Source organism: Sphingobacterium spiritivorum ATCC 33861, assembly GCF_000143765.1.
GTDB classification, from domain to species: Bacteria; Bacteroidota; Bacteroidia; order Sphingobacteriales; family Sphingobacteriaceae; genus Sphingobacterium; species Sphingobacterium spiritivorum.
Map to the genome: position 1 here is coordinate 289,268 of NZ_GL379771.1, position 15,084 is coordinate 304,351.

Below are 15,084 nucleotides of genomic sequence, written 5' to 3' on the forward strand. Positions count from 1 at the left end.
TTTGCAAATAGATTTTTTTTATAGGCAATAGAAAATGGCGAGAGCGAGATTGAACAGCGGTAATACGCAATCTGAAGATTTACCCAAGCCCAAACTAAATAAAGAGTTACTACACAAGGCAAGCAAAATCTTTTCGTATATCAAACCATACCGTGTAAAATTCGGATTTGGTATGGCTTTTTTAATTATTTCAAGTTTGACAATGCTCACCTTTCCGGCGTTGTTAGGTGCGATGATTGATGCTGCTCAAGGCAAAAAAACCTACCCATGGCTTCATAATAATATAGCCTACATCGGAGGCATCAGTTTCTCGATTCTTTTTATTCAATCTATCATTTCTTTTTTCAGAATACGGTTATTTGTAGAAATAGCAGAAAAAGCATTAGCCAATATCCGTCGTGACACCTATAACAAATTAATCACTCTTCCTATTGAGTTTTTTGCAAACCGCAGAGTAGGTGAACTAAACAGCCGACTATCCTCCGATCTGGCGCAAATACAGGACACCATGACAACGACACTGGCCGAGACCCTTCGCCAGGTTATCAGTCTGGCTTTTGGAGTAGTACTTCTGATTGCTGTATCACCTAAGTTAGCATTGATGAATCTTTGCATTCTGCCGATTCTGGTTGTCACAGCACTTATATTCGGTCGTTTTATCCGTAATTTTTCGCGTCAGGCACAGGATCAGCTCGCAGATTCCAACAGTATAGTACAGGAAACATTATTAGGTATCAGCAATGTGAAAGCTTTTGTCAATGAATATTATGAAACAAAAAGATATTCGGGCAAACTGGATGCTGTAATCTGCCTGGCTGTAAAAGGCGCTACTTACCGCGGCATGTTTGCATCTTTCATTATTTTCTGCATTTTCGGAGCCGTGATTGCGGTGATATGGTATGGTGCCTCATTAGTTTCTGCAGGAGAAATTTCAGTAGGAGATCTGACTACTTATATTCTTTATTCTATGTTTGTGGCCGGTTCCATGGGAAGTTTTCCAGAGTTATATGCCAATATACAGCGATCACTGGGTGCTAGCGAACGTGTCATCGAAATCCTGAATGAAAAACAGGAAGATATAACACTAAGTGAAGAAAACAAAACCATCAAAAGACAGATTGACGGCCATCTTACCTTCAAAAATGTAGCATTTACCTATCCCGGACGTAAAGACAATCAGATTCTTAAGAATATCTCTTTCGATGCCAATTCCGGTGAGAAGATTGCCATCGTTGGACCAAGCGGAACGGGTAAATCAACAATAGCTTCACTGATCCTTCAGTTTTACAGTCCGGACAGCGGCCAGATCCTCTATGATGGCGTGCCTTCTAAAGACTATTTACTGACTGACATCCGTAATCAGGTCGCCATAGTCCCTCAGGATGTGCTTTTGTTCGGAGGCACGATCCGTGAAAATATAGGTTACGGCAAACTGGATGCTGATGCTGAAGAGATTATCAAAGCAGCAAGAAGAGCAAATGCGCACAATTTTATAATGGAATTTCCGGAAGGATATGACACCCTTGTTGGCGAACGTGGAGTAAAACTTTCAGGCGGTCAGCGCCAGCGGATAGCTATTGCCCGTGCATTATTAAAAGATCCGGCCATACTCATACTGGACGAAGCCACCTCAGCATTAGATTCAGAATCGGAAAGACTGGTACAAACAGCCTTGGAAGAGCTCATGAAAAACAGAACCTCCATCATAATTGCACACCGCCTTTCAACGGTAATCAATGCCGACAAGATCATTGTTGTCGAAGATGGGATAGTCTCTGATATGGGCAATCATGTGGAACTTATGAGCAAAGGGTCAGGACTTTATCATCATCTGTATTCCTTACAGTCCTCCCAAAAAGAGGAACTGTAAAAAAATGTTAATTTTTTTTGTGTCGAAACTTTTTGGTGTAGCTATTGTTAATACTTATAGATAACAACAGAGTTGACAACATTAAAAACATGAAATCATGAAAAATAAAAATGGAATTTTGGCATTTGCATTATTAGGATTAGCAGCAGGTACAGCAGCTTACTATCTATTAGCAACAGAGGATGGAAAAAAACAGATGGATCGTGCGAATGACGGTATCAAAAGTCTGACAAAATCCCTAAAAGATCTTTCTAAAAAAGAAGCTAAACGTGCTTCTAAATTTGCACAATCTGCAAAAGATGAAATCATGGAACTGAAAGGTAAAGCTAAAGATTTAGGTAAAGATCTGGCAGAAAAAGCAAGCAGTGCAGCACACAGCATGGCGAATAAAGTTGATGAAGGAGCTTCAAAAGCAAAATCCAGTATCGATAACGCATAATCTGATATAGCTTCAGGCTATAATTGTTTCGCTACACTATTCACATTCGATTTTTAGTATCTTTGTAGCGAATGAATTTGTTTCAACAAGTTAAGACTTTAGTATATAAAGATGTACTTTTAGAATGGCGATCTAAATACGCTATCAATGGCATCTTACTTTACGTGGTATCTACGGTTTTTGTCTGTTATCAGGCATTTACAGCCGTAGATTCCATTGTTTGGAATGCACTTTTCTGGATTATTATGCTTTTTGCATCTATTAATGCCATCAGCAGAAGTTTTGTACAGGAAAGCACAAACCGTCAGCTTTATTATTACTCCATAGTTGACGCCAAAGCAATCATTCTTTCAAAGATTATTTATAACACACTGGTCATGATCCTGTTGTCTGCAATAGCGTTCAGTGTATATTCTATAATCTTCCGCAATCCGCTTGCAGATCCCCTCTTGTATTTTATTTCGGTTATACTGGGTAGCATCAGCTTTGCTTCCGTATTTACGATGGTGTCAGGCATCAGTTCCAAAGCAGGTAACAACAGTACCTTAATGGCTATCCTTAGTTTCCCTGTAATAATCCCGCTGTTACTGGTTCTCATACGCTTGTCAAAAAATGCAATGGACGGCCTGGAAAGAAGCGGGAGTTTGGATCATATTATAGTATTACTTGCGATTAATGTGATAACTGTTACGATTTCTTTATTGTTATTTCCTTACCTTTGGAGAGATTAAAATAGTACAAAATTTAGAATTGAAATGAGAAAAAATTGGTGGAAAATCCTTGCCGTAGTTTTAGTAGCAGCATCCATCGTTGCAGGATTAATTGGCCCCGTCCCTACTCTCCCAATACTCCATGAAAGCATCCGAAATGTATATTTCCATGTGCCGATGTGGTTTGCGATGCTCACCCTCTACCTTATCTCTGTCATTTATAGTGTCAAATATCTGAATTCAGGAAACATGAAATACGACCTGATTGCTGTAGAAGCAGTGAATACAGGCATTATTTTTTGCTTTCTGGGATTAGGAACCGGCATGTTATGGGCAAATATTACATGGGGAGATCCATGGCCTAAAGACCCTAAATTAAACAGTTCGGCCATTGCTACGCTGATGTACCTCGCGTATCTTGTCCTTCGTAATGCACTTGACGAGGAACAAAAAAGAGCTAAAATATCCGCTATATACAACATCTTTGCCTTTCCGGTCATGATCGTTTTGCTATATGTGTTACCCAGACTTACGGATTCGCTGCATCCCGGAAACGGAGGTAATTCAACATTCAGTGACATAGATCTGGATAATAACCTCAGACCGGTCTTGTATGCTGCCGGTCTTGGATGGAGTCTGATCGGCGTATGGATCGGATCACTCCGTTACAGAGCAAGATTAATCGAACGGGAACAATTTAACAATGAAATTAATTAATCGATAGTAAGGATCATGAAACAAACTATTCTATCTATATTCTTCATGTTGTGCACGTCATTGTATGCTTCAGCACAAGGTGAAATCGAAATGGCTACAGGACTGAGAAGCTCCGGAAAAATCTGGGTTGTAGTCTTAGTTCTGCTTCTTATTTTTCTGGGTGTAGCAGCCTATCTCTTTACGCTGGATAAAAGAATTAGCAAATTAGAGAAAAATACCAAAAAGTAATCTTTTCAGGGCGTTTACAAATAAAAGTTAATGCCCTGAATCAACAAACACAAAGCACCAGATATAAAAGAGATCCGGATCCATGATCATCAATCAGTTCAGAAAATTCACACCTGTTAACATAGTATTACTTGCGGTAATTGGCCTCGGGTTATGTCTTGGTGTATTTCTTCATCTGCCGGATGAGCTCACTCCCATGCTCTTTGAGCCTGCGCTCAACAATCTCTTAGGCTTACAATTCGGACTGACACTGGCACCGCAATCCAATGTACTCACTACCCTTGCCCTAACTTTGATACAGGCATTTCTACTCAACAGGCTCATGAATAACTTCAATTTTCTGGGCAAACCGAGTTTTGTGACAGCATTAATGTATATGACACTGGCCAGTCTGTTTATTCCTTTTTTAGTCCTCTCTCCTACACTCATATGTAACTTTATATCCATCTGGATGCTTAGCAAATTGTTTAACATCTACCACCATCAGGATATCAAAGGAATCATGTTTGATCTGGGTATGATTGTCGGAATAGGAAGTCTGGTATACTTTCCGTTTATTGTAATGTTTATTCTCTTATGGATAAGTCTGATTATTTTCAGACCCTTCAACTGGAGAGAATGGATAGCTACTCTCCTGGGATTATGTACCATATATTTTATTATCGGTGTTATTTATTATTGGCTGGGACGTATAGATCAGTTTTTCGGAATATTCAAACCGTTTACAAATTCCTTTCCAAAGTCCTTACATATGGACTTTCATGATTACCTTGTACTGATACCAATCATTTTTGCTTTAATACTCTTTTTACTCATATTGAAAGATCAGTTTTTCAAGAGTATAGTCCATGTAAGGAAATCATTCCAGTTATTGTTTTTCATGTTACTTTTGGCCATCGGATCTTTTTACCTTAATCCGGTTATTTCTGAAAGTCACTTTTTACTTTGCGCACCGCCGATTACCATTTATTTAGCTTACTATTTTACTTACGCCAAAAATAAATGGATATATGAGTCTCTATATGCTATCATTATCATGGCAATTATTTACTTTCAGTTTATGTAAAAAACTGAAAATAAGAGCTTTAACCTTTTTTAACAAATAGAACTTACGGAATAATCAAAAAATAGATAGTTTTGTAACTGAAAAAATCAGGATACTGCTGACATTCAAGCAGGAATATATCGGGATTTGATCACTGAAAAAGCAAAAATTGTTGTTAAACATAAGCACGGATATGTATCTCAAAACCTTATATTCGGATCAACACAAAGTTGCCAGTAAAGGTCTTGCCTTTTGTTTAATACATAATCGTATTTTCGAGGATAACAGAGTTGGCTGTTTAGGCACTCTGAACAAGCGTGTTGCAGACAGTCTCCCGGATTACAGAAAAATATGCAATAGCATAGACGGGAATTGTAGCATCAATATCAATTTTTAACATGCAGAAACACTTTATACAAGGGCTGAAAAAGACAGCTTCGACATTATTTATTGCATTAGGTATCCTGTCTTTCGGCACAGCAGTATATGCTCAGAAGTCGACTTCAGCGTCTCCCTATTCCAAATTAGGCATCGGTCAGATGCGCTTAGATCTACTCCCGCAAACCAGAGCAATGGGAGGTATTTCTACCGGTCTGAGATATCTTGGCGGGACAAACACAATGAATATAGCCAATCCGGCTTCGTACAGTGGATTTCACCATACCATCTTTGATGCCGGACTCTATGGAAATGTAACTCAACTTGAAAAAGGAAGTGCTGCAGATAATACAGCAGATTTTGCTTTCAGTCATATCACCATGGGTATTCCTCTGGGTAAAGCAGGTGGTGTAGCATTAGGTCTTATGCCTTTTTCAGATGTAGGTTATTCTTACAATAATATCAAAACGCTGGATACCCTGTCGTACAGAAGTACGCTTTCAGGTGAAGGAGGTTTGAATAAAGCATTCATCGGATACGGAATAAGTCCTTTTAAAGGTTTCAGTATAGGTGCGAATGTGAGTTATATATTTGGCAACCTGACAGATATCTCTAAAATAGAGTTTCCGTATAGCTTAGGTGCTTATAACACGACACAAAAGAATATTCGTTCATTCTCCGGTGCATCGCTGGACTATGGGGTACAATATTTTAAATCATTGGGCAACAAACTAAACCTGACAGTAGGATACTCAGGATCCCTGAATAATACAATCAAAGACAAATCTACCGTACTCATTACGCGTACACAACCAAGTCTTTCGGATGTTGAGAATATCGCAACAGATACTTCGTACATCAATGAAAAAGGATCCAGAAATATCAATCTTCCTTTGAAGCACAATGTTGGATTTACGCTTGCTAAATCAAACAAATGGCTGGTAGGTGCAGACTTCAAATATGCTGACTGGTCAGATTTTCAGGTAAGACAAGGCGAACAACAACTCGGAAAAAGCTACGGTGTAGCAATAGGTGGTCAATTTACACCTGATCCTTCATCCATACGTTACCCCAATCTGGTAGATTACCGTATAGGATTCCGATATGACAAGACACAGATGAATATCAATGGTACCGATATCAAAGATATGGCCATCACTTTGGGTATGGGTCTTCCCCTTCCGTCTACACCTTATTCCCGTGCTTTCTCTAAGATCAATGTGTCAGCAGAACTCGGACAGATGGGTACCTTATCAAACAATCTTGTACGCGAGCGATATATCAATTTCAATATTGGATTTACACTCAACGACAAGTGGTTTTCACGAAGAAATTATGATTAGTAGCGATTGCTAATGACAGCATTCATTTCTATATTAAAACATACATTGCCCCTATCAATAATACTATGGTTAGGGGCAATCTTATTACACTCCTGCGAGCCCGATCTTAAAGAAGTAGACCGCATCGCCAATATGAAAAAAGGCGAAGCCGTGGATATCTCTTACGGTGTCACGATTACCTACAGCGACTCAGCCCTTGTAAAAGCTGTGCTGACCAGTCCGGAAATGCGCGTTCATCATGACACCACCAGCAACTACGAGTTCCCTAAAGGCGTAAAAATTGTGTTTTATGATGCTCTTGGTAAAGAAAGTCAACAGATTGTATCAGACTATGCGATACAGCGGGAAAAAGAGAAAACAACTACATTTAAAAAAAATGTAGTCATAACCCGGATTGACGGTTCAATCATCAAAACAGAAGAACTTATTTATGATGAAAATTCCGATTCGTTTTATAACCATGTGATGATCACAGGATTTTTCAAAGATGGCAGAGGTAATCTTCAGGGATCATCCTTTACATCAGATGCAGACTTTAAAGATGTCCGGATTCAGAATGCAACAGGTTTATACTACATTCAGGATAACTCAGCATTCCCGTCTTTTGGTAATTAGACGGTGTAAAACATGAAAAGTAGCAGAATAGTTTTCAACAACAATAAAATATTACGCTTTTTTTTATAAAAGTTGTATCTTGCACCTCGTTTTTAGTGTAGGTGAATTATTAAACTAAAAATCAGCATTTAAACAATAAAAAAAGACAGTTTATAAACTATGGGATTAATGACCTTTTTGCGAAACCGTGCGGGTTTGATCGTAACCGTGATCGGTATTGCAATTGTTGCATTTTTGTTAGGAGACGTTGTACGTACTGGAGCACCCTTCTGGGCTAGCTCACAGAATCAGGTAGGTAGCGTCAATGGAGAATCAATCAGCTACCCTGATTTCAATGTTCAAGTTGAACAAGCATCAGCAATGTTCCAACAACAAATGGGTGGAGGAAGCCTCACACCGCAAATGAAAAATTATGCCGTTCAGCAAGTATGGAATCAATTTGTAACTAAAGAAATTCTAAAACAGGAAGTTGAAAAAATCGGCTTGTCAGTAGGCAAAGATGAATTGAATGCATTGGTAAATGGTCCAAACCCATCCTATCAGATCGTTCAGGCATTCACAAACCCTCAGACAGGTCAGTTTGACAAAGCACAACTGAACATGTTCCTGAGCAGATTGAAAAGTGATGGCACACCTGAAATGCAACAACAGTGGGAAATGTTACTGGAAGGCGTACGTGATGAGCGTATGGGAACCAAATATACAAACCTGCTTAACAACAGCATTTATGTCACTTCTCTGGAAGCAAATGACGATTATATTCAACGTAACAAACTTGCAAACTTTAAATATGTATTGTTAGACTACTCTTCTATCAAAGATGCAGATATCAAATTGACAGATGCAGACTACAAAGAGTACTACGATGAAAACAAAAATGCATTCAAAAACCCTGAAGAAACACGCTCTATTGAGTATGTACTTGTAGACGGACGTCCTAATCAAAGAGATACAGCTGCGACATTAGCTGTAGTTCAGAAATTAAAGGCTGATCTTGCTGCATCTACTAATGATTCTTTATTTGCAAGTGTAAATTCAGACACAAAATATCCGTACACCTATCTGAAAAAAGGTCAGGTAAGCCCTGCGCTTGATTCAGTATTGTTCAATGCTCCGGTAGGTGCTACAGTAGGTCCGTTTCTTTCAAATGGCGTATACGAAATCGCTAAAATCAAAGACGCGACTTTCAGCCCCGATTCCGTAAAAGCAAGTCACATCTTATTAAACCCGACTGCAGAAGGCGGTGTAGACAAAGCTAAAGCCAAAGCAGACTCTATTAAGAATCTGATTGCAAAAGGTGAAGCATTCGGTCCATTGGCGATTCAATTCAGCCAGGATGAAGGCAGCAAAGCAAACGGGGGTGATCTGGGAACATTTGGAAGAGGAAGAATGGTTCCTGAATTTGACAAAGCAGTATTCGAAGGCAAGACCGGAGATGTATTGATCGTAAACAGTCAGTTCGGTGTACACATTGTAAAAATCGAAAAACAAATCGGAAACTCTAAAGTAGTAAAAGCTGCTATTGTAGATAAAACTATTTCAAGTGGTAAAGAAACAATTGATGCAGCTTATGCAAAAGCTAACAGTTTCTTCTCTGCTTTGGACAAAGATAATTTCAAAGCTGTAGCTACCAAACAAGGATTGAAAGATGCAACGGCAAAACGTGTCACTGCAATGGACAATACTTTGGATGGTAATGAGGTGCCAAGAGAATTGTTGAGATGGGCATTCGAAGCTAAAAAAGGAGACGTAACAGATAAAGTTTATGAAACAGATCATACTTTTATCGTCGCCCGCCTGGCAGATATTCAGCCTAAAGGTATTCTTCCTTTGGAAGCCATCAAAGCAGATATTGAAACTCCGGTAAGAAACCTGGTAAAAGCCAGACAACTGAAAGAAAAAGCAGAGAATGCTTTGAAAGGAGCATCTTCTATCGATCAGGTTGGTCAGAAATTAGGTAAATCACCTATTCAGGTTGAAAATATAGTATTAGCAAATCCTGTTATCCCGGGGGTAGCTTTGGAAAATGCGGTTGTAGGAACTGTATTTGGTTTGCAACCAAACAAACCTTCTACTGCAATCAAAGGCAATCAGGGTGTATACGTAGTACAGGTAAACGGATTTGTAAATCCTAAAAACCAGGTAGCAACGGAGATCAAAGCACAACAAAAACAGTTGATCGCTTCTAAAGCTCAACGTTCATGGAACTCAATCTTCAAAGCACTTCAGGATAAAGCGAAGATTGATGACAATCGCATTAGATTCTTTTAGAAGATAATTAAGTAACTTTGTAGCCGGACAGATATTGTCCGGCTTTTTTTATTTTTATGATCATGGAAATTCAGGAAAATATAGTTAATAAAGTAGCGCAAAGCGGACTCATAACCTATGATCTGGCAAGCCTTGCTCCTGCCGGAGAACTTACCGAATATGACATCAAGGATAATCTTTTTCATGGATTGATATTAAAGGAAAAAGACTTCAGAGAATTTATTAAAGAGAAGGACTGGAGCACATATAAAGACAAACATGTGGCGATCAACTGTTCGACAGATGCCATTATCCCGACCTGGGCGATTATGTTATTAGCAAATAAACTTGAACCTTTTGCAAAAACTGTTATTTTTGGAACAAAAGAAGAACTGGAAAGTCAGTTATTTCAAGAAAAGTTAGCAACTTTGGATATGTCACAGTTTGTGGATCAGCGTGTTGTTGTAAAAGGTTGTGGTGATGTCCATATTCCGGAGTCAGCTTTTGTGACATTTACAGTAAAATTAAGTAAGGTTGCAAAAAGTATTATGTACGGTGAACCATGCTCGACAGTACCGGTTTTCAAGCGAAAGCCTTAACGTAGTTTTTTTTAAAATTTGATTGTAGTTAATTGATATATGAAAAGAATCTTTACCTTATTTATTATTGCATTATACTGCATTTCAAATGCACCGGCACAGATGCTCCCGTATTTAAAAGAATCATCCTATAAGGCGGGAGAAAAACTACAATACAAACTCAGGTACGGCATCGTATCGGCTGCCACAGGTTCTCTCATGGTGTCCGATTCCAAACTTCAGTTCAGTAACCCCAAAACCTTTCAATTGACAGCTTTTGGATCAACATCAGGAGCATTTTCCGTTCTGTATACTGTAAAAAACAAGTACAATTCATATATAGATGGCAATACATTCCTTCCTTACCTGTATACGGAGGATATTCACGAAGGAAGTTATACCAGACAAGACTATGTAACATTCGACCATAAAAAGCAATCTGCAAAAGGTAAAAAAGGAACTTTCCAAAGCCCGACTCCTCAGACCTTTGATTTACTGTCTGCTTATTATTTTTCACGTAACCTCGACCTTTCTAAACTAAAGATCGGAGATTCCTTCAGAATCACCTATTTTTTGAATGATGAAATGGCCTCACTCGGTATCAAATATCTGGGAGTGGAAGACGTAAAAACCAAGCTAGGCACATTAGAATGTATAAAATTCAGCCCTGAGATCAAACCCGGACGTATTTTTAAGAAAAATAGTCAGTTGTATCTTTGGGTCACAAACGATGGAAATCGTATTCCGGTAAAGGCCGAAGTTGAAATATTAATCGGCTCGATTACCATGGAACTTACCAAAGCTGAAGGTTTGAAATATAAACTAGGTCAACGAGTAAGCTATTCAAAATAACATCATGATAGAAGTAGGAAGTGTCCTGGTACACGAAGATTTGATTGAAAATGATTTTGTTTGCAACCTTTCCAAATGTAAAGGTGCGTGCTGTATAGAAGGAGATTCAGGAGCTCCGCTTAAAGAGAGTGAACTGGCTGTCCTGGCAGAAATATATCCAAAGGTAAAGCCCTACATGACAGAGAAAGGTATACAGGCTGTCGAAGAACAGGGGACTCATGTCATTGACCTGGACGGAGACCTGACAACAACCTGTGTAGACGGCAATAAAGAGTGTGCCTATGTCACCTGGGAAAACGGAGTAACAAAATGTGCAATTGAAAAAGCATATGAGCAAGGTGAAATCCACTGGAAAAAACCCATTTCATGTCACCTCTACCCTATCCGTACAACACACTATCCGGAGTTCGATGTACTGCATTATGACAGATGGCATATCTGTAAAGATGCTTGTTCATTCGGGAAAGAACTACAGGTACCTGTGTACAAGTTTTTGAAAGATCCTCTTATCCGTGAGTATGGAGAAAACTGGTATCAGGAATTAGAGAATACTATAGAATCATTATAATCTATTTCTTATCTTTAGACTTCAAAAAAAGTATCCAAATCATGGTTTTTAACCATCATACATGCTAAAGTTAAACGATATACAGAAGCCTATAGCCAATGAACTGGCGGCATTTGAACATAAATTTAAGGCATCCATGCAAAGCTCTGTTCCTTTGCTGGACAGAATTACGCATTATATAGTAAAGCGTAAAGGCAAGCAAATGCGACCTATGTTCGTTTTCTTTTCGGCAGGACTATGCGGCTCGATCAATGAGTCTACATTTCGGGGAGCTTCACTCGTAGAACTTCTGCATACTGCATCTCTGGTACATGATGATGTGGTTGATAATGCAAATGAAAGGAGAGGTTTTTTTTCGGTCAATGCACTATGGAAAAACAAGGTTGCCGTATTGGTCGGTGACTTTTTACTATCTAAGGGGCTCTTGCTTTCCGTAGATAATAATGATTTTCATCTTCTTAAAATCGTATCTGAAGCCGTAGAACAGATGAGCGAAGGGGAACTTTTACAGATTGAGAAAGCACGTAAACTGGATATAGAAGAGTCGGTGTACTTTGAAGTGATCAGACAAAAAACAGCATCGCTCATCGCGTCCTGTTGTGCCTGCGGAGCAGCATCAACAGATGTAGATGAAGAAACTGTAAAAAAAATGCATGCTTTCGGTGAGAAAGTTGGCATCGCTTTTCAGATAAAAGATGATCTGTTTGACTTTGGGCTGGATGATGTCGGCAAACCTCTCGGAAATGATATTAAAGAGAAAAAAATGACCTTGCCACTTATCTATGCATTGAGCCAGACCGATAAATCGGAGAAAAGACGTATCATTAATCTCGTTAAGAATCATAATGAGGATAATAAGAAAGTAGCCGAAGTAATCGCTTTTGTAAGAAGCAGCGGAGGTCTTGATTATGCTACCGAAAAAATGTTCCAGTATCAGCAGGAAGCATTCGAAATATTAAACTCTTTTCCGGAGGGTATTTACAGAACCGGGCTGGAACAATTGGTAAGATACACTACTGAACGAAAAAAATAAATATGAGTCACGAATTAATGTTTTTTGGAGGATTTATTCTTTTTATTATCCTCATGTTAGCCATTGATTTAGGTTTATTCTCCAAAGGAGACAAACCTATCTCCCTCACCACCGCTGCAGTCATGAGCGTGATATGGGTACTGTTTGCATTAGGCTTTTTCGTTGTATTAAGAATCTGGGGGAATCAGCTCCATGATGTACATGATATTGCAAGGCTGCAGGAAGTCATAGCCAAGCATTATCACAATATCAAAATTAACCCCAATGACCTTGCTGCCAGCTTAAAGATCTACAATAATAATCTTTCATTAGAATACATAACAGGTTATGTGGTAGAATATGCTCTGTCCGTAGACAATATTTTTGTCATGGTTCTGCTCTTCCACTCCTTCGGTATTCCCGAAAAATATTACCACAAAGTATTAGTTTGGGGTATATTGGGAGCGATTATACTACGTTGTATATTTATTTTCCTCGGGGCTGCATTGATTGCTAAATTCGGATGGATCCTATATGTATTCGGCGCATTCCTGGTGTATACAGGGATAACGATGTACATCAACCGGAATCAGGAAGAAGAGGTGGACCCTCAAAACCATACAGTGGTCAAGTTTGCTTCTAAATATTTCAAGGTATACCCTAAGATCGAGCATGGAAATTTCTTTCATTTTGAAAACGGAATACGTTATGTAACACCATTATTCCTTGTTTTACTGGTGATTGAATTTACAGATCTGATCTTTGCAGTAGATTCCATTCCGGCGATCTTCTCAGTAACTAAGGATCCGTATATCGTATTTTTCTCCAACATCTTTGCCATATTGGGATTACGGTCTATGTTCTTCCTTTTAGTTAACATCATCCATAAATTTCATTATCTGAAAGTCGGACTGGCATTCCTTCTTGTCTTTATCGGATTGAAAATGTTGCTGCACAGCTGGTTGGAAAAATTTGGTTTTACAACTACTCATTCGCTGATTATTATTATCAGTATACTGGCCATTAGTGTCATAGCCTCGCTCCTCTTTCCGCAGAAGAAAGATGATCCCGCTTTAAAATAATCAGAAAAGGCACCTTCAGGGTGCCTTTTCTGATTGTCAAATCTCAGGTGCTTGCTATGTTGTAATATTTTTACATTAGACATGAAGCAATTGTCATTAATAAAGTTAAATTCGTGCCTTAAATTATAATACAAAATACAACAATATGAATTGGAATAAATCACTTGTCCTGGCCGCATCATTATTTGTAGCATCTTTTCAGGTACAGGCACAAGACAATTTAATTAATGCTTTAAAAGCAAATCAGAATGATAACAGTAAGGCTGGATTTACTTTTACAGAAGTAATCAACCTGGCTAATACGTCTATTAAAGATCAGGGTTCCTCAGGTACCTGCTGGTCGTATTCCGGCAACTCATTCTTAGAATCTGAAATGATCCGTATGGGTAAGAAGCCTGTAGAAATCTCTCAAATTTTCAGTGCAAGAAATACCTATCTTGAAAAAGCTAAGACGTATGTCCGTCTTCATGGAGGATTGTCACTGGGTGAAGGTGGTCAGTTCCATGATGTATTAAATGCCTACCGTAAATACGGAGCACTTCCTCAGGAAGTCTATACTGGCCTACACTACGGATCAAAGCGTAATAATATAGGCGAAATGACCAATATGCTTGACGCTATGTTAGGCACATTTGTGAAAGCAAAGAAACTGACCCCAAACTGGGAGAAAGCATATACTGCAGCTATGGATTCCTATCTGGGAGAAGTGCCTGAAAAGTTTGATTATCAGGGCAAGTCGTATACACCAAGAACATTTGCAGATCAGGTAATCGGAATCAATCCGGATGATTACATCGGTCTGGCTTCGGTCACAGATCAGCCTTATTACAAACAATTTGTGTTACTGATTCCTGACAACTGGTCATTCGACAGATTCTACAATGTACAGATGAATGATCTGACCTCAATTATTGATAATGCATTAAAAAACGGATATACAGTTGCCTGGGCAACAGATGTATCTGAAAAAGGATTCAGCTGGAAAAACGGAGTTGCCTATGTTCCGGAGAAACAATTTGAAGATATGACTGATGCAGAAAAACAATCGATGTTCGTAGGTCCTCAACCGGAAGCAAAAATCACTCCTGAGCAAAGACAGCTTGCATTTGACGATTACACAACTACAGATGACCACGGTATGCATATCGTTGGACTTGTAAAAGATCAGAACGGCAAAGAATACTACATCGTTAAAAACTCATGGGGAGTAACAAACGATTACAAAGGATATTTATATGTGACAAAAGAATTTGTTCGTTACAAAACAACATCTTTACTTGTTCATAAAAACGGAATTCAAAAAGAATTGAGATCAAAAATGGGACTCTAATCCACTTTTAGTCAGAATAAAGAAAGTCTCCGGCATATAATATAGCCGGAGATTTTTTTTTGTATAT

The 15,084-nt window shown here is 38.7% G+C and carries 15 protein-coding genes; all 15 read left to right on the forward strand.

Annotation, left to right across the window (positions count from 1 at the left end; all coding sequences use genetic code 11):
- Positions 1-34 precede the first annotated feature (34 nt).
- The 15 genes from HMPREF0766_RS11315 (at position 35) to HMPREF0766_RS11385 (ending at position 15,017) form a co-directional block, all read left to right on the forward strand.
- Positions 35-1,870: an ABC transporter ATP-binding protein gene (locus tag HMPREF0766_RS11315; RefSeq protein WP_002997188.1), complete on the forward strand. Its 1,836-nt coding sequence runs from the start codon at positions 35-37 to the stop codon at positions 1,868-1,870.
- 97 nt (positions 1,871-1,967) lie between these two features.
- On the forward strand, positions 1,968-2,309 hold the full coding sequence (locus tag HMPREF0766_RS11320) for a YtxH domain-containing protein (protein ID WP_002997190.1): 342 nt from the start codon (positions 1,968-1,970) through the stop codon (positions 2,307-2,309).
- 71 nt (positions 2,310-2,380) lie between these two features.
- Positions 2,381-3,040, forward strand: coding sequence for a heme exporter protein CcmB (locus HMPREF0766_RS11325; protein WP_002997192.1), 660 nt, complete (start codon positions 2,381-2,383; stop codon positions 3,038-3,040).
- A gap of 24 nt (positions 3,041-3,064) precedes the next feature.
- The gene (gene ccsA / locus HMPREF0766_RS11330) at positions 3,065-3,736 is read left to right on the forward strand and encodes a cytochrome c biogenesis protein CcsA (RefSeq protein WP_002997194.1); all 672 of its coding nucleotides are present in this window, start codon (positions 3,065-3,067) and stop codon (positions 3,734-3,736) included.
- Positions 3,737-3,751: 15 nt separating this feature from the next.
- Positions 3,752-3,964, forward strand: a complete 213-nt coding sequence (locus tag HMPREF0766_RS11335; RefSeq protein WP_002997197.1) for a CcmD family protein — start codon at positions 3,752-3,754, stop codon at positions 3,962-3,964.
- Between the two features lie 82 nt (positions 3,965-4,046).
- The gene (locus HMPREF0766_RS11340; RefSeq protein ID WP_002997199.1) at positions 4,047-5,030 is read left to right on the forward strand and encodes a DUF6427 family protein; all 984 of its coding nucleotides are present in this window, start codon (positions 4,047-4,049) and stop codon (positions 5,028-5,030) included.
- Positions 5,031-5,407: 377 nt separating this feature from the next.
- A complete protein-coding gene (gene bamG, locus HMPREF0766_RS11345; protein WP_002997201.1) occupies positions 5,408-6,730 on the forward strand; it encodes a BamG family beta-barrel-assembly machinery protein in 1,323 nt (440 codons plus the stop codon).
- A gap of 12 nt (positions 6,731-6,742) precedes the next feature.
- On the forward strand, positions 6,743-7,345 hold the full coding sequence (gene lptC / locus HMPREF0766_RS11350) for an LPS export ABC transporter periplasmic protein LptC (RefSeq protein ID WP_002997203.1): 603 nt from the start codon (positions 6,743-6,745) through the stop codon (positions 7,343-7,345).
- A gap of 159 nt (positions 7,346-7,504) precedes the next feature.
- Entirely contained in the window at positions 7,505-9,616 is a 2,112-nt protein-coding gene (locus HMPREF0766_RS11355; protein ID WP_002997205.1) for a peptidylprolyl isomerase, read from the forward strand.
- 56 nt (positions 9,617-9,672) lie between these two features.
- Positions 9,673-10,194 carry a DUF2480 family protein gene (locus HMPREF0766_RS11360; protein ID WP_002997208.1) on the forward strand — a complete coding sequence of 174 codons (522 nt, stop codon included), beginning with the start codon at positions 9,673-9,675 and terminating at the stop codon, positions 10,192-10,194.
- A 39-nt stretch (positions 10,195-10,233) separates the two neighbouring features.
- Positions 10,234-11,025 (forward strand): DUF3108 domain-containing protein, encoded by a 792-nt coding sequence (locus HMPREF0766_RS11365; protein WP_002997210.1) that lies wholly within the window; start codon positions 10,234-10,236, stop codon positions 11,023-11,025.
- Between the two features lie 4 nt (positions 11,026-11,029).
- Positions 11,030-11,593: a DUF3109 family protein gene (locus tag HMPREF0766_RS11370; RefSeq protein ID WP_002997212.1), complete on the forward strand. Its 564-nt coding sequence runs from the start codon at positions 11,030-11,032 to the stop codon at positions 11,591-11,593.
- Between the two features lie 61 nt (positions 11,594-11,654).
- Entirely contained in the window at positions 11,655-12,626 is a 972-nt protein-coding gene (locus tag HMPREF0766_RS11375) for a polyprenyl synthetase family protein (RefSeq protein WP_002997214.1), read from the forward strand.
- A 2-nt stretch (positions 12,627-12,628) separates the two neighbouring features.
- Positions 12,629-13,687 (forward strand): TerC/Alx family metal homeostasis membrane protein, encoded by a 1,059-nt coding sequence (locus HMPREF0766_RS11380; protein WP_002997217.1) that lies wholly within the window; start codon positions 12,629-12,631, stop codon positions 13,685-13,687.
- A 145-nt stretch (positions 13,688-13,832) separates the two neighbouring features.
- Positions 13,833-15,017 carry a C1 family peptidase gene (locus HMPREF0766_RS11385; RefSeq protein ID WP_002997219.1) on the forward strand — a complete coding sequence of 395 codons (1,185 nt, stop codon included), beginning with the start codon at positions 13,833-13,835 and terminating at the stop codon, positions 15,015-15,017.
- Positions 15,018-15,084 lie beyond the last annotated feature (67 nt).

Bases quoted from the DNA above. Each gene is read 5' to 3' on its own strand.
- HMPREF0766_RS11315 (WP_002997188.1), top strand. From the start codon at position 35: ATGGCGAGAGCGAGATTGAACAGCGGTAATACGCAATCTGAAGATTTA.
- HMPREF0766_RS11320 (WP_002997190.1), top strand. From the start codon at position 1,968: ATGAAAAATAAAAATGGAATTTTGGCATTTGCATTATTAGGATTAGCA.
- HMPREF0766_RS11325 (WP_002997192.1), top strand. From the start codon at position 2,381: ATGAATTTGTTTCAACAAGTTAAGACTTTAGTATATAAAGATGTACTT.
- ccsA (WP_002997194.1), top strand. From the start codon at position 3,065: ATGAGAAAAAATTGGTGGAAAATCCTTGCCGTAGTTTTAGTAGCAGCA.
- HMPREF0766_RS11335 (WP_002997197.1), top strand. From the start codon at position 3,752: ATGAAACAAACTATTCTATCTATATTCTTCATGTTGTGCACGTCATTG.
- HMPREF0766_RS11340 (WP_002997199.1), top strand. From the start codon at position 4,047: ATGATCATCAATCAGTTCAGAAAATTCACACCTGTTAACATAGTATTA.
- bamG (WP_002997201.1), top strand. From the start codon at position 5,408: ATGCAGAAACACTTTATACAAGGGCTGAAAAAGACAGCTTCGACATTA.
- lptC (WP_002997203.1), top strand. From the start codon at position 6,743: ATGACAGCATTCATTTCTATATTAAAACATACATTGCCCCTATCAATA.
- HMPREF0766_RS11355 (WP_002997205.1), top strand. From the start codon at position 7,505: ATGGGATTAATGACCTTTTTGCGAAACCGTGCGGGTTTGATCGTAACC.
- HMPREF0766_RS11360 (WP_002997208.1), top strand. From the start codon at position 9,673: ATGATCATGGAAATTCAGGAAAATATAGTTAATAAAGTAGCGCAAAGC.
- HMPREF0766_RS11365 (WP_002997210.1), top strand. From the start codon at position 10,234: ATGAAAAGAATCTTTACCTTATTTATTATTGCATTATACTGCATTTCA.
- HMPREF0766_RS11370 (WP_002997212.1), top strand. From the start codon at position 11,030: ATGATAGAAGTAGGAAGTGTCCTGGTACACGAAGATTTGATTGAAAAT.
- HMPREF0766_RS11375 (WP_002997214.1), top strand. From the start codon at position 11,655: ATGCTAAAGTTAAACGATATACAGAAGCCTATAGCCAATGAACTGGCG.
- HMPREF0766_RS11380 (WP_002997217.1), top strand. From the start codon at position 12,629: ATGAGTCACGAATTAATGTTTTTTGGAGGATTTATTCTTTTTATTATC.
- HMPREF0766_RS11385 (WP_002997219.1), top strand. From the start codon at position 13,833: ATGAATTGGAATAAATCACTTGTCCTGGCCGCATCATTATTTGTAGCA.